The sequence below is a fragment of the Rhizobium sp. CB2179 genome (assembly GCF_057653455.1).
Genome location: NZ_CM172781.1, coordinates 4346814 through 4365312 on the forward strand (window position 1 = coordinate 4346814; position 18499 = coordinate 4365312).

16 protein-coding genes and 1 riboswitch are annotated in these 18499 nt (G+C 61.9%); of the genes, 2 read left to right on the forward strand and 14 right to left on the reverse strand.

Annotated elements, in window-relative coordinates:
* Positions 1-48: 48 nt before the first annotated feature.
* The 8 genes from AC244Q_RS21410 to epmA all read right to left on the reverse strand — a co-directional run bounded on the left by AC244Q_RS21410 (position 49) and on the right by epmA (position 9472).
* Entirely contained in the window at positions 49-1227 is a 1179-nt protein-coding gene (locus AC244Q_RS21410; RefSeq protein WP_113546731.1) for a glycosyltransferase family 4 protein, read from the reverse strand.
* Positions 1228-1272: 45 nt separating this feature from the next.
* Positions 1273-3753 (reverse strand): glycoside hydrolase family 2 protein, encoded by a 2481-nt coding sequence (locus tag AC244Q_RS21415; RefSeq protein ID WP_113546730.1) that lies wholly within the window; start codon positions 3751-3753, stop codon positions 1273-1275.
* A 16-nt stretch (positions 3754-3769) separates the two neighbouring features.
* Positions 3770-4762 (reverse strand): DUF1839 family protein, encoded by a 993-nt coding sequence (locus tag AC244Q_RS21420; protein WP_206641105.1) that lies wholly within the window; start codon positions 4760-4762, stop codon positions 3770-3772.
* Positions 4753-5661: an amino acid--[acyl-carrier-protein] ligase gene (locus AC244Q_RS21425; RefSeq protein WP_026157505.1), complete on the reverse strand. Its 909-nt coding sequence runs from the start codon at positions 5659-5661 to the stop codon at positions 4753-4755. Before AC244Q_RS21425 ends, AC244Q_RS21420 begins: the two co-directional genes overlap by 10 nt.
* A gap of 5 nt (positions 5662-5666) precedes the next feature.
* On the reverse strand, positions 5667-6848 hold the full coding sequence (locus AC244Q_RS21430; protein ID WP_012759416.1) for an acyl-CoA dehydrogenase family protein: 1182 nt from the start codon (positions 6846-6848) through the stop codon (positions 5667-5669).
* The gene (locus tag AC244Q_RS21435) at positions 6848-7099 is read right to left on the reverse strand and encodes an acyl carrier protein (RefSeq protein WP_012759417.1); all 252 of its coding nucleotides are present in this window, start codon (positions 7097-7099) and stop codon (positions 6848-6850) included. Before AC244Q_RS21435 ends, AC244Q_RS21430 begins: the two co-directional genes overlap by 1 nt.
* 262 nt (positions 7100-7361) lie before the next feature.
* Positions 7362-8414 carry a lysine-2,3-aminomutase-like protein gene (locus AC244Q_RS21440; RefSeq protein WP_012759418.1) on the reverse strand — a complete coding sequence of 351 codons (1053 nt, stop codon included), beginning with the start codon at positions 8412-8414 and terminating at the stop codon, positions 7362-7364.
* Positions 8411-9472, reverse strand: a complete 1062-nt coding sequence (epmA, locus tag AC244Q_RS21445) for an EF-P lysine aminoacylase EpmA (protein ID WP_113546729.1) — start codon at positions 9470-9472, stop codon at positions 8411-8413. The genes AC244Q_RS21440 and epmA overlap by 4 nt, the downstream gene beginning before the upstream one ends.
* A 149-nt stretch (positions 9473-9621) precedes the next feature.
* Between epmA and efp the strand changes: the two genes are divergently transcribed.
* Positions 9622-10191: an elongation factor P gene (gene efp / locus AC244Q_RS21450; RefSeq protein WP_012759420.1), complete on the forward strand. Its 570-nt coding sequence runs from the start codon at positions 9622-9624 to the stop codon at positions 10189-10191.
* A gap of 79 nt (positions 10192-10270) precedes the next feature.
* On the opposite strand, the gene AC244Q_RS21455 is transcribed toward efp, so the two are convergent.
* The 6 genes from AC244Q_RS21455 to metA all read right to left on the reverse strand — a co-directional run bounded on the left by AC244Q_RS21455 (position 10271) and on the right by metA (position 16307).
* Positions 10271-10999 (reverse strand): SIS domain-containing protein, encoded by a 729-nt coding sequence (locus tag AC244Q_RS21455; RefSeq protein WP_012759421.1) that lies wholly within the window; start codon positions 10997-10999, stop codon positions 10271-10273.
* Between the two features lie 17 nt (positions 11000-11016).
* On the reverse strand, positions 11017-12168 hold the full coding sequence (gene nagA / locus AC244Q_RS21460; protein ID WP_012759422.1) for an N-acetylglucosamine-6-phosphate deacetylase: 1152 nt from the start codon (positions 12166-12168) through the stop codon (positions 11017-11019).
* Positions 12168-13199 (reverse strand): SIS domain-containing protein, encoded by a 1032-nt coding sequence (locus AC244Q_RS21465; protein WP_012759423.1) that lies wholly within the window; start codon positions 13197-13199, stop codon positions 12168-12170. Before AC244Q_RS21465 ends, nagA begins: the two co-directional genes overlap by 1 nt.
* Entirely contained in the window at positions 13196-13969 is a 774-nt protein-coding gene (locus tag AC244Q_RS21470; protein ID WP_003543751.1) for a GntR family transcriptional regulator, read from the reverse strand. The genes AC244Q_RS21465 and AC244Q_RS21470 overlap by 4 nt, the downstream gene beginning before the upstream one ends.
* Positions 13970-14134: 165 nt before the next feature.
* Complete coding sequence (locus AC244Q_RS21475; protein WP_113546726.1) at positions 14135-15157, reverse strand: aldose epimerase family protein; 1023 nt, start codon at positions 15155-15157, stop codon at positions 14135-14137.
* A 226-nt stretch (positions 15158-15383) separates the two neighbouring features.
* Positions 15384-16307: a homoserine O-acetyltransferase MetA gene (metA, locus tag AC244Q_RS21480; RefSeq protein ID WP_017995493.1), complete on the reverse strand. Its 924-nt coding sequence runs from the start codon at positions 16305-16307 to the stop codon at positions 15384-15386.
* Between the two features lie 48 nt (positions 16308-16355).
* Positions 16356-16433: riboswitch (SAM riboswitch) on the reverse strand.
* A gap of 114 nt (positions 16434-16547) precedes the next feature.
* Between metA and AC244Q_RS21485 the strand changes: the two genes are divergently transcribed.
* Complete coding sequence (locus AC244Q_RS21485; protein WP_206641106.1) at positions 16548-18437, forward strand: ABC transporter ATP-binding protein/permease; 1890 nt, start codon at positions 16548-16550, stop codon at positions 18435-18437.
* Positions 18438-18499 lie beyond the last annotated feature (62 nt).

Genomic DNA, 18499 nt, shown 5'->3' on the forward strand with positions numbered 1-18499 from the left:
CATCTCTAATGCGAAAATGTTAAAATAAAGCGGAGTGACGACGTCACCTTAGGCGGTCTGCATCGCCTCCAGCGCCTTGAGCGCCTTGTCATAGCTGTTCTCGGCGAGGTAGCGCAGCAGGAACTCCCGCGCCTTCTCGGCCTTCTCGCGCGCTCGCTCAGGCGCGAGGAAGATATCCTTCAGATGCCCGGCTGCTGCCTCGGGTGAGGGATCGGCCCAGACCGCGCCTTCGAGCCCGGCAAATTCGGGATGGGTATCGACCACCGGAATGAGGGGAGAGGCAACCAGCCAGCTATTGTCGGGATCGCAGAAATCCACCGTGCCCGACCAGGCCGTGGAAACGACCGGCGTACGCTGCATGATCGCCTCGGCCACCGTCAGTCCGAAACCCTCGGAACGATGCAGCGAAAGATAGGCGTCGGAACAGCGGATCAGGCCGTTGATCTCGGAGTCCGACAGCCTGTCGGTGACGATCCTGATCTGGCTGTCGCCAGCGACCGAGCCGATCAGTTCTCGCAGGCCTTCATCCTTGTCGATATTGCCGCTGGCCTTCATCAACAGGAAGGCGCTGGGGCATTCGGCGGCAAATATCCTGAAGGCCTCGATGACGGCCTGCGGATTCTTCCGGTTGATCGAGGACCCGGCGCTGAAGATGAAGCTGACGAGAAACGCGTCTTCCTCGATGCCGAATTTCTGGCGCATGCCTTCGGTCGCCGGCTTCTCGGTGACGGGATGCGGAACGACGATGACCGGTGCCGCAGTGAGGGGTGCAATCGCCCGCCTGGTGAATTCCGACGGCACGAAGACGGCATTCATGTAATGCATCGCATTGCGCCACTCGGCCGGCACGACTTCGAGCTCCCAGGCGAAATAGCCGATGTTGAAGGCGCGGGTGAAATTCGCAACGCCCTTCTTCAGGATGGCGCGCGGCAGCATCGGCGGATTGAGATGCCAGATCCGGCTCCCCGCAGGTTCGGTGGAGAGATGCGACGGTGTCCATCCGGCGAAGGAATTCTCGTCAGGATGCGTGCTGACGTCGGAGAGCGAAATCGCCCGCCCAGCTTCCGTCAATGCGCCGGCGCAGAGCCTTGCCGATTCGCCAACGCCGACCGCCATCGAGAGATAGCCGACGATTTCCACCGGCCTGCGCGGATTGAAGGCAAGACGCGACCGCGGGATCAGCCGCTGCAGAACATGGGCGCGCAGAAAGCGGTATATCGTTCTCAAATCACGCTCTTTCCCAATGGATCGGCATCATCCTTCGCAGGGGCGTCAGCCCTCGATTGCGACACGATGCGAACTGCCTAGACTTCTGATCTCGCCCGCAGGCGGAATATCGCTTTCCACGCCGGACAGCGCGTGGAGCTGCACACGCCGCATCGCGCCGGGGGCAAGGTGGAACCAGTCGTCGTCGGCCCGATAGCCTTCGACGTCGATATGCACCGATTGCGCCAGCCGGTCGGTCCTGAGATCGACGAACCAGTCGTCGCCGTCTCTGGTGAATGATGCTTCGATCCCTGCGTCATGCAGCGCCTTCCCCCGTCCGCACGGGAAGTGGAAGCTCTCGGCGAGAATGGCGCCGTCTGCCAGCGAGCGCAGGCGCGCCACACTGGCATCATGCGCCGGCGGCCCGAAACGGAAGGCATAGGTCGTATCGAAGAAGGCGCCGAACAGCGCGGTGCAGGCAAGACGCTCCGTGTCTCTTGCCGCCAGCTTGAAGGCCCTGCTGCCGCTGACGACCTGCTGTTTTCCGCCGCGCAGGCAGACGACCTCGAGCTCCATGTCAAGCGCGGCATCCGTCTCGTTGACGACATGCACGTCGAGACCGTTCGTTCCCTCGTCGGTGAAGACCACTTGCACCGGCCGGAATGCACGGCGCATCGCATACCAGACAGGCTTCGGCTCTCCGGTGGAATCGATCACTCCCCAGCCGGGACCGGGCAACAGGTCCTGCAGCGTCCAGACGAGTGCGCCGTTGCAGGCGGAGCCCTTGCGCCGCCATTCGGCAAAAGTCTCCTCGATCACCTCGCCGGTAACGGCGCGGGAGAGATCGAGATAGCGTTCCGGATCTTCGCGGCGCAGCTCAGCCGGATCGAAACCGTAGAGAAGCTGCAGGTAGAAATCGCGAACATCCTCGAAATCCCACGATGCGCTGCGGTCGCGGGGCACGCGGGCCTTCCACAGCGGACTGTGGACGGCGGGCACATCGAGATGACGCTGCAGCGTCCTTTGCTGCGGCACATGCGCGAAGGCGAGGCTTTCGGAGGCAAAACGCACATCGGCGCGGCGCGCATCGGCAATTGGCCGCATATAGGCGCCGACGCCGTAATAATGGGCAATACCGGCATTCGGCGAAAAGGGCATCGCTCCGCCATAGGGCGAGTTCGGCACATAGGGCACATCGGGGCGCATGCGCGCGACGACCGCCGGGATGATTTCATCGGTGACCGGCCCGCTCCAGAATTCCGCCGGCAGGCCGAGCATTGCCGCCTGCTGGTGGACTTCGCTGCCGCCGCAGAGCACGGCCAACGAAGGCGACGCCTGCACGCCGTGGAGGAATTCCTCGACCTCCGCATGCACGTGACCAAGAAAAGCCTTGTCGTTGCGTGGATAATCAAAATTGGCGAACATGAAGTCCTGCCAGACGAGCAGACCGAGCTCGTCGCAGAGTGCGAAGAAATCAGGCGTTTCGTAGGCCATGGTGCCGCCGATGCGGATCATGTTCATGCCGCCTGCAGCGGCAAGCCGCAGGAACGGCTCATAATCCGCCCGCCCGCCCGGCAATCGCACGATATCGGCCGTCGTCCACACGGCACCACGGCAGAAGATGCGTTCGCCGTTGACGAGAAGCGCGAAGTCGTCGCCATCGGCACCACGGTCGACGTCGATACGTCGAAAGCCGGTCCTGCCGAGCGGATATTCCACCCCGTCCGAAACCAGTGTCAGCGCGTAGAGACGCGGAGCACCATGCGTATGCGGCCACCAGGCCTCGATGTCGGAAAGCTTGAGGATAGCCGAGTAATGACTGTCGCCGACCTTCTCGAAGGGCTGCTCCATCCCGCCGCAGCGCAGCAGCATCGCCGGATCCTCGGCATTGCTATGCAGGGACACGCTGAGACGGCCGACGCCACTCTCCTCCAATACGGCGCGGATGGAGACATTGTCGATCGAGACGGGATGACGCCGCACCATCGAAATCGGCCGCCATGGCCCGACGGCATGGATATCGGGGCACCAGCCCGGCATATGGCCGAGCAGCGTCGTGCGGAAATTCTTCAAGCCCGCCGGCGTGATCATCTGCGGCCGCCAGCGCGCGCGGGGGCCTGGCTCCGACAGGCGGGGCCCAAGCGCCCGGAAGCACAGCGCCAGTTCGTCGCCGCCCGAAAGCGTCACCGGAATCTCGTGCGCCGTGAACATGCTCTCGGAAAACAGGATTTCCTGGCCGTTCAGGAAGACATGGCAGAGCGTTGCCAGCCCTGCGAAACGCAGGATCGCGTCGCCGGGCTCGGCATCGAAAAGCCGGCAGAGATACCAGGCATCCCGCGTGTTCAGCGGCTCGGGATTTTCCCGGTCGAAGAGCCCGGCTTTTTCGAGCGCGGCGGCGACGGTGCCGGGAACGGGTGCTGGAATGAATTGTGCGGAGAGCGGGATGTCGTGCGGCACGGCGCAGGCGCCCGGCTCCGTCAGGATCAGGTTCCAGCCTTCGGAAAGTAGACTTTCCTCGGCACCGATGCTCGCCAAACGCCCCCGCATGGTCAGATCTCCGGCCTCAGATTCGCCCCGCAAGCGACGCCATCATGGAATCCCATGCATCGGCGGCCGGATCAAGTGCTGCCCGCAACGGCTCGAACTTCCTGCGGGTGACGGCGCGGGCAAGCTGGAACTGCACCGATTTCGCCACCTCCGAAATACGCCCGGCATGCTCGGCGGCAGCCGCGAATTCACCAGGGGAAAGCCAGGCGAGGTAATCGGCCGCCAGCTCGAAATTGGCGCCCACCTGGCGAAGCGTGTTGAAGGCGTATTTATGGAAGAAGCCGAACGGCCGTTCCGCCACCGCTTCGACCTGTTGCGGAAAGACGCTGGCAAAGGCGCGGATCGGGTTTTCGCGGGGACGCCGGGCAAAATGAAAACCGGCAAGTCGCCGCGCGGTCGCGCGCAGATGCGCGTCGTCTGCCGGCCTTTCCGGGAATCGTGCAAATTCCGTATAGGGCAGAAACGGCGCGTCGTTTTCCGTCAGATGCAGCTGAAACAGCCCGTCGAAATCCTCGCCTTCGAGACGGAAATAACCGGCATTGTGGAAATAATCGACGCGCTTGGCCGCAACATCCAGCCGGTTGATCGCAACCGTCGTCTTGCCGTGCTCCTGCCGGTAGGCGGTGCCGCGCGTATCCGGCATGTAGAAAGAATCCATTTCGATCAGGCAAAGGCGGGCACGCGCGATCTGAACCTCGACATGGCGTTCGACACGGTCGTAGATGGCAAGCTCAGTCGCACGAATGCCGTAGAGCGCTTCGAGATCCTCGAGCGGCACCTTGAAGAAGGTGAACTGGTCGCCCTCGAAATCCTGCGTCAGGGTAAAACCCAGCATCGCCTCTGGCGCAACGCCTGATGTCGCCAGAACCTCGATCCAGAGATCGACATAACAATTGGTTTCCGGCCAGGCGCGCTCGCCGGAATGCAGCGCATGCGCCCGGTAGGTTTCCGGGTCGATTCCCGAAAATACCCCCGAAAATAACGACGTCATCGATTTGCTCAGCCCCACAGCGCTTTCCGTACGCTGGCCGGCCATTGCTTCACATCGAGCCCGTGATGATGGAAGAGGGCAAGGGCGATGCGCTCCAGTCCGAAGCCGACGCAGGCGGTGTGCGCGACACTGCCGTCTTCGAGATTGAGACCCCATTTCGTGCCGAAGGCATCCTGATGGTAGTTGAAGCTCATGCAGGCGGTCGGGTTGGCAGTCGAGGTGATCGGGATCAGAAGCTCGAACTTCAGGTTCTGGTCGCGCTGATTATTGGCGAGCATCTTGCCGGCGCGGCCGAAGAACGGATCATTGGCAACGTCGATCGTCACCTCGAGGCCCACGGCCTTCATCATCTCGACGCCGCGATCCATCCAGCGCTGGCGGAAGTCGGTAACGTGCAGCTCTGTGCCCATGCACACATATTCGCGCATGCGGAACAGCTGCTGGCGGGCAGGATCTTTCGACGGCTCATGGCGGAAGCAATAGGATTGCAGGTCGAAGAGGCCGCCGGTCTTCGGCAGGTTGCCGCGCTTGGCGATCGTCGGATAAAGCGGATAGCAGGCAGCCGGCGTCAGCACGATGTCGGTCGCCTCCTGCCCCTTGGTCCAGTCTTCGCCGACTTCCATGCATTGCAGCAGGCTGACATGATCGAGCTCGCTGCCGCAGAAGCTGTGCACCGTGCCGGCGAGCTGCGGAAAGCTCTTCATGTAGCCGCTCTTCTCGAAGAAAGCGCGGTTCATGCCGGGCGGAAAGCGCATGGCTTCGGCACCATCGGCGCCGCCGAACGTGTCGATCAGGCGCTCGAAGGCAGCGATCACGTCTTCGAACTGGCCGCTGCGGCCGTAGAGCCCGTCGATGCCGGTATCGATCAGCAGACCGGATTCGAAAAGCCGGTCCAGAAACGAGGTCTGCATATCCATGACTGTCACCCCAGTAGGCTAGTGTCCTGCTTATGGACAAGAAGCATGCTCGACGTGTTGCCGAGGATGCGGTCATTCGAAATCATGAGCTGTGCGGAATGCGCGTCGCGCAGATGGCGTCCGAGGCTGAAGGGCGTGCCGTTCTTGTAGCCCATGATGCCGCAGATCAGCATGGCATGGTTGACGATTTCCAGGATCATCTCGGACGAGGCGATCTTGACGTTGTTCATCGCCACCGCAAATCCCATCGAAGACAGCCTGTCGGCATCGGCCTTGGCATCCTCATAGGCCTTGAGGCCGGCAACCACGTTGGATTTCACCATCTGCAGCAGGTTCGAAACCTCGGCGAGGCGCAGCGCGCCCGGCGGCTGGGCATCCGGCGCCTTGCGGGCGGCAGCACGCACGAAAGCCTGGGCGCGCACAACGGCGTCGACGGCGATGCCGTACCAGACGCCGCTCCATAAGAGGTGCGAGGAGGCAAGCATGGATTGCGCCGCGATCTCCGCGAAAGGCTTCGGCAGGATCTGGCAAGCCGGCGCTTCGCCCTTGAACAGGAAGCCGTCGGAGCAAGTGCCGCGCATGCCGAGCGTATTCCAGACATGCGTTTTCTCGAGCGTGTACTGGTCCTTGAGGAAGGCCGTCAGCACCTGATCGGAGGAAGCCGCCTGCGCGTGGGCACGCGAGGTGATAAGGATGGCGTCGGCGTGCGAGCCATAGGAAATGACAGTCGCATCCTTTTCGAGGCGGCACGTGTCGCCATCGACCTCGACCGCGCAGATGCTGTTGCGCAGATTTCCGCCGATACCGCCTTCGGTGGTGGCGGATGCGATCAGCAGCTGTTCGGCGGCGATGCGGCGCATGAAGCTGCGATGCCATTCGCTGTCGGCGCCGTGTTCAACGAGGCTCGACAGCTTGATATGGTGCATGGCGAAGACCATGGCGCTCGCGGCGCAGGCCTGGCCGAGCATCGAGCACAATTCGGCGATCTCGGTGATCGAGGCGGATTCGCCGCCGAAATGGCGCGGCACCTGGATGCCGAGCAGCCTTTCGGCCTTCATCGCGTCCACGGCTTCCCTGGGGAAACGGGCTTCGGCGTCGACGGCATCGGCGTGTTTCGCCGCGATTTCAGCAACGCGGGCCACCCTTGCAACAAGACCGTCCTGCATGATCTTGACGGGGAAATTCATCAGGCGACCTTCCGGCTGTCCCGGATGAGATCGACGGTCCTGGCGATGGCCGAGATGCTCGCGAAGGATTTGCGGTTGAGGAGATTGTCGGGAAATTCGATGTCGAAGGCCTCTTCGATGCCAAGCATTAACTGCACAGAAGCAAAGGACGTCAAACCTGCCGCATAAAGATCGGCGTCGTCGGCGACCTGGTCGATCGACCCAGGAAGCTTGCCGAATTTGGCTACGAGGTCGCGGATTGCCTTATTCATCCCATCACTCCAAGATTCTCATGATCCCGAACCGGCGTTCATCGCCTTGTCATGAGCGTTCTTTTAGTGCGGAAAACAGAACATTCCGCTAATTTATTGAGTTAAATATGACTGATGCTCATAGTTACGATTTTAGCGATCATTCCCGGATTGTCGTAAACAACCACATTATATCAATGACTTAAGATAATTTCGATACTGCGACACAGTCTGGTTTCTGGCGTGGAGAGTACAGAAATGACACGCAAACGCCGCGTTTGTCTCAATCGGCCGGCGGATAGGAATGCTCGCCGCCACGATAATCGGTGACGGAATAACATCCGTCGCCTGTCGCCCGCATCGCGCTTCCACTGATGACGGCCTTGCCGTGACCGCCGGGGATATCGAGGATGTAGGCCGGCTGGCAGAGACCGGAAATCCGCCCGCGCAGCGCCTCGACGATCTCCTGCCCCTCCTCGATCGTCACTCTGAAATGACTGGTGCCGGGCGCCAGATCCGGATGATGCAGATAATAGGGTTTGACGCGGATTTCGACGAAGGCCTTCATCAGCTTCGCCAGCACGTCGGGATCGTCATTGACACCCTTAAGCAGCACCGACTGGCTGACCATGGCGATGCCGGCATCAACGAGACGGGCGCAAGCGGCCCGCGCTTCCGGCGTCAGTTCGCGGACATGGTTGGCATGCAGCGCGACATAGACCGTCTTGCCGCTCGCCTTCAGCGCGCCAATCAGCGCCGCATCGATCTTCTCGGGGTCGACGACCGGAACACGCGTGTGGAACCTGATGATCTTCACATGCGCGATCCCGGCAAGCGCCTCCATGATCTCGCCGAGCCGGCGCGGAGAAAGCACCAGCGGATCGCCGCCGGTGAGGATGACCTCCCAGATCTCCTCGTGACCGCGGATATAATCGAAAGCTGCCCGCATCGCCGCCGCATCGAGCGTGCCGAGGCCCTGCGGCCCCACCATTTCGCGCCGGAAGCAGAAGCGGCAATAGACCGGGCAGACATGCACGGCCTTGAGCAAGACACGATCGGGATAGCGGTGAACGATGCCTTCGACGGGGCTGTGGGCATGATCGCCGATCGGATCGGCGCGTTCTTCCGGGGCGATCGTGAGTTCGGCCGCATCGGGCACGAATTGCCGAGCGATCGGATCATCGGGGTCGGCTCGATCGATGAGCTTGCTGATCGCAGGCGTCAGCGCAACCGCGTAACGCGCCGCCACCTCCTCGAGCGCTACGCGATCGGCAGGCGCGACCAGCCCTGCTTTCACAAGATCGTCGACGCTCTTGATCGGTTTGACGACATTCATCGTCCGTACTCCGCCACCGGCGCCCAAAGCACCTGGTCGATGTGTGATGCTCCCGTCGCCAGCATCACCAGCCGGTCGAAGCCGAGCGCGATACCGCTTGCCTCGGGCATCAGCGATAGCGCGGCGAGGAAATCCTCGTCGATAGGATAGGTCTCGCCGTAGACCCGCGCCTTCTCGGCCATCTCGATCTCGAACCGTCGCCGCTGTTCGGCAGCATTGGTGAGTTCGCCGAAGCCGTTCGCAAGCTCGACGCCGCAGGCATAGAGCTCGAAACGCTCGGCAACCCTCGCGTCGCGTGCCGAGGGACGGGCAAGGGCCGCCTCCGAGACCGGATATTCGTCGAGAATGGTGATGCGGCCGAAACCGAGATGCGGCTCGATCTTTTCGACCAGCACCCGGCTGAAGAGATCGGCCCAGCCGTCGTCATCGGCAACACGCATGCCGACGCGCTTCGTCTCGGCCGCCAGATGGTCGCGGTCAGTCGAACCGTCGGCGGCGACCGAGGCGAGAAGATCGATGCCGGCATGACGCTCGAACGCTTCGGCAACGCTGATCCGCTCCGGCCCGGCGAAGGGATCGCTCTCGCCGCCGCGATAGGCAAGCTTCCCGGTCTTCACCGTTTCCGCCGCCAGCGCCAGGATCCGCACGCAATCCATCATCAGACTCTCGTAGCTTTCGCCGGCCCGATACCATTCGAGCATGGTGAACTCAGGATGATGCAGCGGCCCGCGCTCGCGGTTGCGATAGACATGGGCGAAACACGAGATGCGCTCCTCGCCCGCCGTAAGCAGCTTCTTGCAGGCAAATTCCGGCGAGGTGTGCAGGTAGAACGGCGCCTTTTGCCCATCCGTCGTCAGTGCTTCCGTGGCGAAGGCATGCAGATGCGCCTCATTGCCGGGAGAGACCTGCAGCACCGCCGTATCCACCTCGATGAAATCCTCGCGCGCGAAAAACCCGCGCAACGCCGCCTGGATCGCATTGCGTCCGATCAGGAACGGACGGCGGTCGGCATGCACGGACGGGGTCCACCAGGGGGACGCTTTCGCCGAAGAGTTCATTCCAAGCTTTCTTGGCCGGAGAAGCCGGTATTGGGGGGTGGCTATTTCCCGGATTTTAGGTTAGTTGCGCCCCAAAGAAAAACATTTGCGTCTTCGGGGCGTCTCGACAGTCATCTACGACGCCGAAAGCCGAGTTACAAGGAAGTCTTATGGTCAAGGTCATCGCCTCTTCGGTCCGCAAGGGCAACGTTCTCGATGTCGACGGCAAGCTCTACGTCGTTCTCACCGCCCAGAACTTTCATCCGGGCAAGGGCACGCCGGTCACCCAGGTCGACATGCGCCGCATCGTCGACGGCGTGAAGGTTTCCGAGCGTTGGCGCACCACCGAACAGGTCGAGCGCGCCTTCGTCGAAGACGTCTCCTTCCAGTTTCTCTATGAAGACGGCGAAGGCTTCCACTTCATGAACCCGGCGAGCTACGATCAGGTCGTCGTCGATGTCGCCACAATGGGTGACGACAAGGCTTATCTGCAGGAAGGCATGTCCTGCATCCTCTCGATGCATGAAGGTATTGCGCTGGCGCTCCAACTGCCGCGCCACGTCACGCTCGAAATCATGGAGACGGAACCGGTCGTCAAGGGCCAGACGGCATCGTCCTCCTACAAGCCGGCGATTTTGTCGAACGGCGTGCGCGCCATGGTGCCGCCGCACATCAATGCCGGCACCCGCGTCGTCATCGCCACGGAAGACAATTCCTACGTCGAACGCGCCAAGGACTGATCCTAGTTTCAGCCTATCGAAGAGGCCGGCTCGCGCCGGCCTTTTTTGTATCCGCCGCCACACTATTCGGCATCGTGCTCTAGAGATGCGGGTTGCGCGGACGGTATTTCTTGACGAGCTTCTGGTTGATCTCGGCGGCACCCGGCATGTTGGCGCTGAGATAAATTGGCGCATCGCCCGATTTCGAAAGCTCCGAGGCGACTTCGGCGAAGATCGCATTGATGACGGTCACCCCGACGGCCGTCGAGACTGGCCCAACCCGGAGCCCCGTGCCTTCGAGATCGACAACGGCGTCACCCGGCGGCAGCCCGTTGTCGAGCACCACATCGGCCACGTCGGCAAGCCGCCGGCGGCCATTGGCGATCGCTGAGGAATAGGCGATCGACGTGATGGCAATCACCTTTGCGCCGATTTCGCGCGCATAGTCGGCGGCCTCGATCGGCGCGGCGTTCACGCCCGAATTGGAGGCGATGATGATGACATCGCCCGGCTGCATCCCGTAACGCTCCAGCATCGGCCGCACCAGGCCTTGCGTGCGCTCATAAACCGAACTGATGACCGCGCCCTCATGCAACATGGCCGAGCCGACGAGCACCGGCACGGTGAAGGCGAGCCCGCCGGCACGATAGTGCACCTCTTCCGCCAGCATATGCGAATGGCCGGTGCCGAAGACATAGACACGCTTGTCGCCTCGGGCAGCATCGAGGATGACGGCTGCTGCCTGCGCCATCGGCTGGGCAAGCGTCTGCTTCAGTTCCTCCAGCCGGCCGATGAGGTTGGAGAAATAGGCATCGGTAATGTCGGTCATCCCACTTCTCCTTGATTTTAGGCCGCTTCGCCGCTGAGCCAGGTGGCGGTGACGGCAAGCGCATCGGTGAGATGCACGAGATCGGCACGCGCGCCCGGCGAGAGATGGCCGCGATCGGCAAGCCTGAGAAACCGCGCGGGATAAAGGGTCGCCATGCGCAAGGCCTCGGCGAGCGTCAGGTCGAGATAGGTGACGCCGTAACGGATCGTCGAGATCATGTCGACATCGGAACCGGCCAGCGTGCCGTCGGACAGCACCAGCTTCGAGCAAAAGCCGCCCCTTTCACGCCGGACGGTGCGCCCGTTCAGCGTGAACGAATCCTTCTCCGACCCGACGAGCGACATCGCGTCGGTGACGAAGAACAGCTTGCCTTCGCCGCGTTTGGCGCGGAGCGCTGTGCGCAAGGCCTTCGGATCTACGTGATGGCCATCGGCGATGATGCCGCACCAGGTTGAGGGATGATCGATTGCCGCGCCGACAAGACCGGGCGCACGGTGTCCCAGCTGGCTCATGGCGTTGAAGAGATGCGTGACGCCCCGCGCGCCGGCATCGAAACGGTCTTCCGCCGCCTCGCTCGAACAATCGGAATGGCCGATGCTGACGGTGACGCCGGCTTCCGCAAGTTCGCGCACCTGGGCAACCGTCACCTGCTCGGCGGCCATGGTGACCAGCAGCGTGCCGATCGCCTCGCGCGCCCGGATGAAAGCCTTGACGTCGCGGTCCTCCACCGGCCGCATCAGTTCGGCCAGATGCGCGCCCTTCCTCGCAGGCGCCAAGTGCGGACCTTCGAGATGCAGACCGGCGACGCCGCGGTTCATTTTCACTGCCTCCTTGGCCGCCTCGATCGCGGCAATGGAGGCCTCTGATGTATCGGTGATCAGCGTTGGCAGCAGCGACGTCGTACCATAGGGCCGGTGCCCGCCGGCGATAATGTCCATCGAGGCGGCGGAAGGCTCGTCGTTCAGCATCCGCCCGGCGCCGCCATTGACCTGCGCATCGATGAAGCCGGCCGACAGAACACCACCGGCAAGCGTCACCACTTCGCCGTCCGGCAGATCGTTTCTCGCGACGATCGCTTCGACGCGGCCGCCGGCAACGATGAGGGCTTTGTCGTCATGGAAGTGCTCGCCGTCGAAGATGCGGGCGCCGAGGAAGATCTTGCGGACCATCAGACCGTCTCCGTCACCTTGAGCAGGTTTGCCGGCTTGTCGGGATCAAAGCCTTTGCGGCGCGTCACCGACTCGATCAGCCGGTAATAGACGAGCAGCGACACCAGCGGATCGACGAGGCCGTTGCCCGTCGTCGGCGCGCGCAGATGGACACCGGAGAGCGGCTGCGTCGAGAAGCCGACGGTGGTGGCGCCGAGTTTCTGCAGGCGTTCCAGCGCTTGGACATTGTTGGCGAAGGCCGCATCGTCGGGCGCAAAGGCGACGATCGGGAAGCCCGGCTGCACCAGACGCATCGGACCATGCATCAGTTCCGCCAGCGAGAAGGCCTCGGCATGCAGGCCGGAGGTTTCCTTGGCCTTCAACGCCGCTTCGAGCGCGATCGCGAAAGCCGGGCCGCGGCCGGCCGTATAAAGCGAGGTCGCGTTGAAGAGCACCTCCTCGGCTGCCGCCGTGTCGATCCCGGCGGTCGCCGACAGTGCCTCCGGCAGCTTGCCGAGCGCAGCCGCCAAATCGGACGCACTGCCGATCGCAGCCGTTACCCCGGAAAGGGCTGCAACCGAGGCGATGAAGGATTTTGTCGCCGCGACACTCTTTTCCGCGCCGGCATTGAGACCGAGAACAATATCGGCCTGCTTCGCAAGTGGGCTGTCGGTGACGTTGACGACGGCGATCGTCGTCGCTCCGCCCTTCTTCGCCGCATCCTGCAGCGCGACGATGTCGGGGCTGGCACCCGACTGCGAGACGGTGAAATGGACACCGCCCTTCAGATGCAGCGCCGCACCATAGACGGAAGCGATCGACGGGCCGACCGAGGCGACCGGAACGCCGCAGGTGATCTCGAAGAGATATTTGAAAAAAGTGGCAGCGTGGTCCGAGGAGCCGCGCGCCGCCGTCGTCACCACGCTCGGGCGGGCGGACGAAAACAGCCGGGCGATCTCGGCAAAGACCGGTTTTTCCTTTTCGAGCAGCATGGCCACCACCTCGGGCGATTGGCCGGCTTCCTGCAGCATCAGTGACTGGTTGTCATTCATAGGTCATCTCCGATTCTCAATTCGGCAACGAAATCATAGGCGTCGCCGCGATAATGCGAGCGGGTGTATTCGACGACGCGCTGGTCTTCCAGGCGCGAGACACGTTCGATCAGAAGCGCCGGCGCGCCTGATTTGACGTTCAGGATCGCCGCGGAGGACGGGTCGAGCGTGACCGCCGTCAGCCGCTGCAGCGCGCGGACGGGCCTGTGACCGCTGGCCGTCAACGCATCGTAAAGCGATCCCTCGCCGCCGGCATCGTGCCCCAGGAACTTGATCGGCACCACGGCGCGTTCGATCGCCAGCGGCAGGCCATCGGCAAGGCGCAAGCGGTCGAGTCTCAGCACCGGCTCGTCACCGCCGAGGCCGAGCAGGAAGGATTCCTCCGGCGACGGCGTATTGACCGCCCGCGACAATATCCGTGCGGCCGGCAGACGCCCGCGCGAGCGCATGTCGGCGGAGAAGGAGGAAAGCCGCCACAGCGACTGTTCCATGCGCTCCACCCTGCTCGATACGAAAGTACCGCTTCCATGGCGCGATTCCAGTGCACCGGATGCCATCAGATCGCGATAGGCGGTGCGCACGGTGACACGGCCGAGCTTCAGAGCCTCGGCAAGGTCGCGCTCGCCCGGCAGCGCCGTGCCGGGCTTCAGTAGCCCTTCCTGAATGAGGCCAGTCAGCGTCTGCGCCAGCCGCTTGTAAAGCGGCCCGGTCAGTGCCTCGTCACGCAGGCCGCGGCTGTTCAGTTCCGCTATCAGACTGGTTCTATCCATGGGCACACAATAGAACCTATATAGAACCAATCGGCAAGTCGGAATCGAGCATGGAATCAAAAAACCCTCGCCGGGCGGACCGGCAAGGGTTTCATAGCGCTCAAATTTGACAGTCGTGCGTCCGCAGCGCCGCGCGTTTAGAAACGCGCCGGCGCTGGAGGATGCTCAGTTCTTGGTGAAGATATAATCCGTCTCCTGACGCAGCACTTCGCCGGGGCGCAGAACCGCATTCGGAAAACCTTGGTGGTTGATGGCATCCGGCCAGACCTGCGTCTCCAGGCAGAAGCCGGCGAACGGACCGTATTTGCGCCCGCCGATGCCCGGAGCCCCGGTGTCAAGCTTGAAGCCGGCATAGAACTGCACGCCTGGCTCGGTGCTGCGCACTTCCAGCGACACGCCGGAATAGAGGCTGCGGGCAAGCGCGACGCTCCGCTTGGCGGTGCGCTCGGCGGACAGGCAGAAATTATGATCGTAGGACACTTGTTCGCTGCCGACGAAACGCTTCATCGGCGCCATCTCGCGGAAATCGAATTCCGTGCCCTCGACGGGACGGATTTCACCGGTCGGCACCTGCTTCTCATCGGTCGGCAGATAGTGATCGGCGGCTATCATGATGTCATGGCCAAGCGCATCTTCGCGGCCGTCGAGATTGAAATAGGCGTGCTGGCAGACATTGGCGAGCGTCGGCTGGTCGCTGGTCGATTCGTAGGTGATCGACAGTTCACCATTGCCATGCACCCGGAAAGTCGCCTGGATGGTGCAATTGCCGGGATAGCCGGCGCGGCCATCGGGATCGACGATCTTCAGTACTACGCGGTCGACGTCATGCTCGACGATCGTCCAGTTGCGTTTGGCGATATTGTCGCTGCCGCCATGCAGATGCGTCACGCCGTTTTCATTCAGTTCGAGCTGATAGTCCTTGTCGTCAAGCGTGAACCTGCCGCCGCCGACGCGGTTGGCGCAGCGGCCGGGCGTCGCGCCGAAATAGGATGAATAGAGGGGGTAGCTGTCGAAATCGTCGAAGCCGAGCTGCAGCGGCGCGTCATGTCCCTCGAGACGCAGATCCTGGATGACCGCGCCCCAGCTCAGGATCTTGGCCGTCAGCCCGCCCCCCTTGATCTCGACCCGATAGACGGTCTCACCCGCCTTCGTCTGCCCGAAAACGTCCCGCTCCAACTTATCCGACATGATCGTCCGTCCATTCTATCTCTGCTGCAAATTCCGCAATTCGGAATCGATTTGGGGAATTTGCAGCGATTCAAAGTGTGCATTGCACGTCCGACGAAGACGCGCGGCGTGGTAGGGTTCAGGACAGGAACCTGCCCGGATTTGCTTCGATCCGCAACCGGCGGATCAGAAAGAAAAGCCGCAGCAGCAATGCGGCGGAACCAGCTCGCGGCGCGCTCGGCAACGGTCAGAGGTCGGTGCCGATCTCTTCCACATCAAAGGGTGTCGTCTGGTAGATTTCGTTGATCCAGTTGCCGAACAAAAGATGCGCATGGCTGCGCCAGCGGTTCTGCGGCGCAAGCGCCGGATCGTTATGCGGAAAGTAATTGTGCGGCATCTTGATCGGCACCCCGGCATTGACGTCGCGGAAATACTCGTCGGAAAGCGAGGTGGAATCATATTCGACATGGTTGAACATGTAGAGCCGCCGGCCTCTCTTCTCGTGCACGAGGCAGACGCCCATTTCGCTCGACTCCATCAGGATCTCCAGGCTTTCGGATTTCTCGATATCGGCGCGGCGCACTTCGGTCCAGCGCGACACCGGCACTTCGAAATTGTCGGAAAAGCCGTTGAGATAGATCGAGGAAGGTTTCAGATTCCGGTGGCGGTAGACGCCGAAGGCCTTCTCTTTCAGCTCGTATTTCGGAACGCCGTGAAAATGATAGACCGCCGCCATCGCGCCCCAGCAGACGTTCATCGTCGAATGGACATTCGTTTCCGTCCAGTCGAGAATCTCCCGCATCTCCGCCCAATAGGTGACGTCCTCATAGGGCAAAAGCTCGATCGGTGCCCCGGTGATGATGAAGCCGTCGAACTTGCGGTGCTTTACTTCTTCCCAGGTCTGGTAGAAGGCAAGCAGATGGTCCTCGGACGTATTCTTCGCCTTGTGGCCGCCGATACGGACAAGCGACAGCTCCACCTGCAGCGGCGAGGCGCCGACGAGGCGGGCCATCTGCAGTTCGGTCTTGATCTTGTTCGGCATGAGATTGAGCAGCCCGATCTGCAACGGTCGGATATCCTGACGGATCGCCAACGTCTCGGTCATCACCCGCACACCCTCCTGAACCAGGGTTTCGAAGGCGGGCAGCGTATCGGGGATCTTGATGGGCATTGCGGTCACTCGATCAAAAACAAAAAACCGGCGGCGACAAAAATCGCTACCGGTCCGCACGCGGCCCTTTAGCGACTTTTTTAACGTGGCTGCAAGCCGGCCGGCCAAATCACCACGGAGGCCTTAATTAGACCCAGTCTGATTGCGAATCAACTGGCGAAAACATGCAGGAGAAACTCATGCAAGCATCATCACACTTTAATGACTGATAGAATCTGTTGATAGACCGGTAACGCCACCATGTTATTTATAGGGGCATGGGCGATTTGGAAAAGCGTAATGGCAGATAAGATCGAGAGGAAGCCGGGCATCGGAAGGCAGGATAGGGTAGGGTATGATTTAAGCCTGACATATCGCCTCGGCGTCATGTTCTCAGCATTCTGGAATTCGGAAGTGCGTGGCAAGGTGCTGTTTCTGGCCACCGTGCTGATCCTCGTCATCCTGGCGACGTCCTACGGCCAGGTCATCCTGAACGAGTGGAATGCTCCTTTCTACGACTCGCTGGAGCGCCGCGACCTCGGCGAATTCTTCCACCAGCTCGAAATCTTCGCGATGATCGCCGGCACGCTGCTGCTGCTCAACGTGCTGCAGGCCTGGCTGAATCAGATGACGGCGCTCTATATGCGCGAAGGTTTGTCGCGCGACCTGGTCGACCAGTGGCTGAAGCGCAAGCGAGCGCTGCGGCTCGCCTCCAGCGGCCTGATCGGCGTCAATCCGGACCAGCGTCTGCACGAGGATTCCCGCAACCTTGCCGAAAGCACGACGGGATTGGTTCTCGGCCTGCTGCAGTCTACCATTCTTCTGGTGAGCTTCATCGGCGTGCTCTGGGAGCTTTCGAGCGGCTTCATCTTCCGCATCAGCGGCCATAGCTTCTCCATTCCAGGCTACATGGTCTGGGCAGCGATTTTCTATGCCGCTTCCGCCTCGGTGCTGAGCCAGGTGGTCGGCCGCAAGCTGGTGAAGCTCAATGCCGACCGTTTTTCGAAAGAAGCCGAGCTTCGCTTCACGCTGATGCATGCCAATGAGAACATGCCGGCAATTACCGTTGCCCGCGGCGAGGAGAACGAGCGTCGGCGCATCAACACCGATATCAGCTCGGTCCTGACAGTCGTCAAGCGGCTTGCTATGGCCAATACCAATCTCACCTGGGTTTCGGCCGGCTATGGCTGGCTGGTGATCGTCATTCCGATCATCGTTGCCGCCCCCGCCTATTTCTCCGGCGGACTCACCCTCGGCCAGCTGATGATGTCCGTCGGTGCCTTCAACCAGGTCAACACGGCGCTGCGCTGGTATGTGTCCAATTTCGGCCCGATCGCCGAATGGCGCGCCACGCTGATGCGCGTCACCGATTTCCGCCAGGCGCTGGTCGAGATGGAAGAGGACTTCGACCTGAAGGACAGCATCGCCTATGAAAACGCCGCGCCCGACACGCTGACGCTGAAGGACGTGGTGATCGTCGCCAAGATCGGTGAAGACATCGAGGAATGCGGCGGTTTCCGTCTGCGTGAAACCAATGTCGTGATCAAAGCCGGCGAAAAAATCATGATCAACGGCGATCACAGCGTCAATCGCAAGCTGCTCTTCCAGGCGATGGCCGGCCTCTGGCCGTGCGGCAGCGGCACGATAGGCCTGCCGCCGATCGACGACATGCTCTTCGTTCCCCAGCTCGCCTATGTCCCCGGTGGCTCACTGCGCGAGGCGCTGGCCTTTCCCGAACGTCCCGAAGCCTACGAGAAAGCCGACGTCGAGGCGGCCCTCGACAAGGTTGGTCTGCATTCGCTGATCGCAAGGCTCGAAACCCGCGCCCGCTGGGACAAGCTGCTCGACAGCGACCAGCAGAAAGCGATCGGATTTGCCCGGCTGCTTCTCGTGCGCCCGCGCTGGATCATCTTCGACGAAGTGCTGGAAGGCATGGAGCCGGAATTGCAGGAAACAATGGCCAAACTGCTCACCTCGATGCCCGAAAGCGGCATGATCTATATCGGCCGCTCCGAGGCCTATCTCGAGGCGCTGAAGCCGCGCGTGCTGCATCTGCAGGCGCTGCCGTCAGCATCCGAGGAGCCGCCTGCCGTCCAGACCGGCGCCAGCGCCAGTGCGGGCGCTGCCGCCGTGCCCGCGCCGGCGCTTTAATGCATGCCGTCCAAAAATGTGGAGCGGTTTTGGGATGTCGGCATGCATAAGACGAGGATTTG

What these genes read in the sequence shown, in the direction of transcription:
- AC244Q_RS21470 (WP_003543751.1), bottom strand. Translation starts at nt 13,969, where the DNA reads ATGGATAGAACCAGTCTGATAGCGGAACTGAACAGCCGCGGCCTGCGT.
- AC244Q_RS21475 (WP_113546726.1), bottom strand. Translation starts at nt 15,157, where the DNA reads ATGTCGGATAAGTTGGAGCGGGACGTTTTCGGGCAGACGAAGGCGGGT.
- nagA (WP_012759422.1), bottom strand. Translation starts at nt 12,168, where the DNA reads ATGGTCCGCAAGATCTTCCTCGGCGCCCGCATCTTCGACGGCGAGCAC.
- AC244Q_RS21430 (WP_012759416.1), bottom strand. Translation starts at nt 6,848, where the DNA reads ATGAATTTCCCCGTCAAGATCATGCAGGACGGTCTTGTTGCAAGGGTG.
- AC244Q_RS21425 (WP_026157505.1), bottom strand. Translation starts at nt 5,661, where the DNA reads ATGGATATGCAGACCTCGTTTCTGGACCGGCTTTTCGAATCCGGTCTG.
- AC244Q_RS21435 (WP_012759417.1), bottom strand. Translation starts at nt 7,099, where the DNA reads ATGAATAAGGCAATCCGCGACCTCGTAGCCAAATTCGGCAAGCTTCCT.
- metA (WP_017995493.1), bottom strand. Translation starts at nt 16,307, where the DNA reads ATGCCCATCAAGATCCCCGATACGCTGCCCGCCTTCGAAACCCTGGTT.
- AC244Q_RS21415 (WP_113546730.1), bottom strand. Translation starts at nt 3,753, where the DNA reads ATGCGGGGGCGTTTGGCGAGCATCGGTGCCGAGGAAAGTCTACTTTCC.
- AC244Q_RS21455 (WP_012759421.1), bottom strand. Translation starts at nt 10,999, where the DNA reads ATGACCGACATTACCGATGCCTATTTCTCCAACCTCATCGGCCGGCTG.
- AC244Q_RS21485 (WP_206641106.1), top strand. Translation starts at nt 16,548, where the DNA reads ATGTTATTTATAGGGGCATGGGCGATTTGGAAAAGCGTAATGGCAGAT.
- AC244Q_RS21440 (WP_012759418.1), bottom strand. Translation starts at nt 8,414, where the DNA reads ATGAATGTCGTCAAACCGATCAAGAGCGTCGACGATCTTGTGAAAGCA.
- epmA (WP_113546729.1), bottom strand. Translation starts at nt 9,472, where the DNA reads ATGAACTCTTCGGCGAAAGCGTCCCCCTGGTGGACCCCGTCCGTGCAT.
- AC244Q_RS21465 (WP_012759423.1), bottom strand. Translation starts at nt 13,199, where the DNA reads ATGAATGACAACCAGTCACTGATGCTGCAGGAAGCCGGCCAATCGCCC.
- efp (WP_012759420.1), top strand. Translation starts at nt 9,622, where the DNA reads ATGGTCAAGGTCATCGCCTCTTCGGTCCGCAAGGGCAACGTTCTCGAT.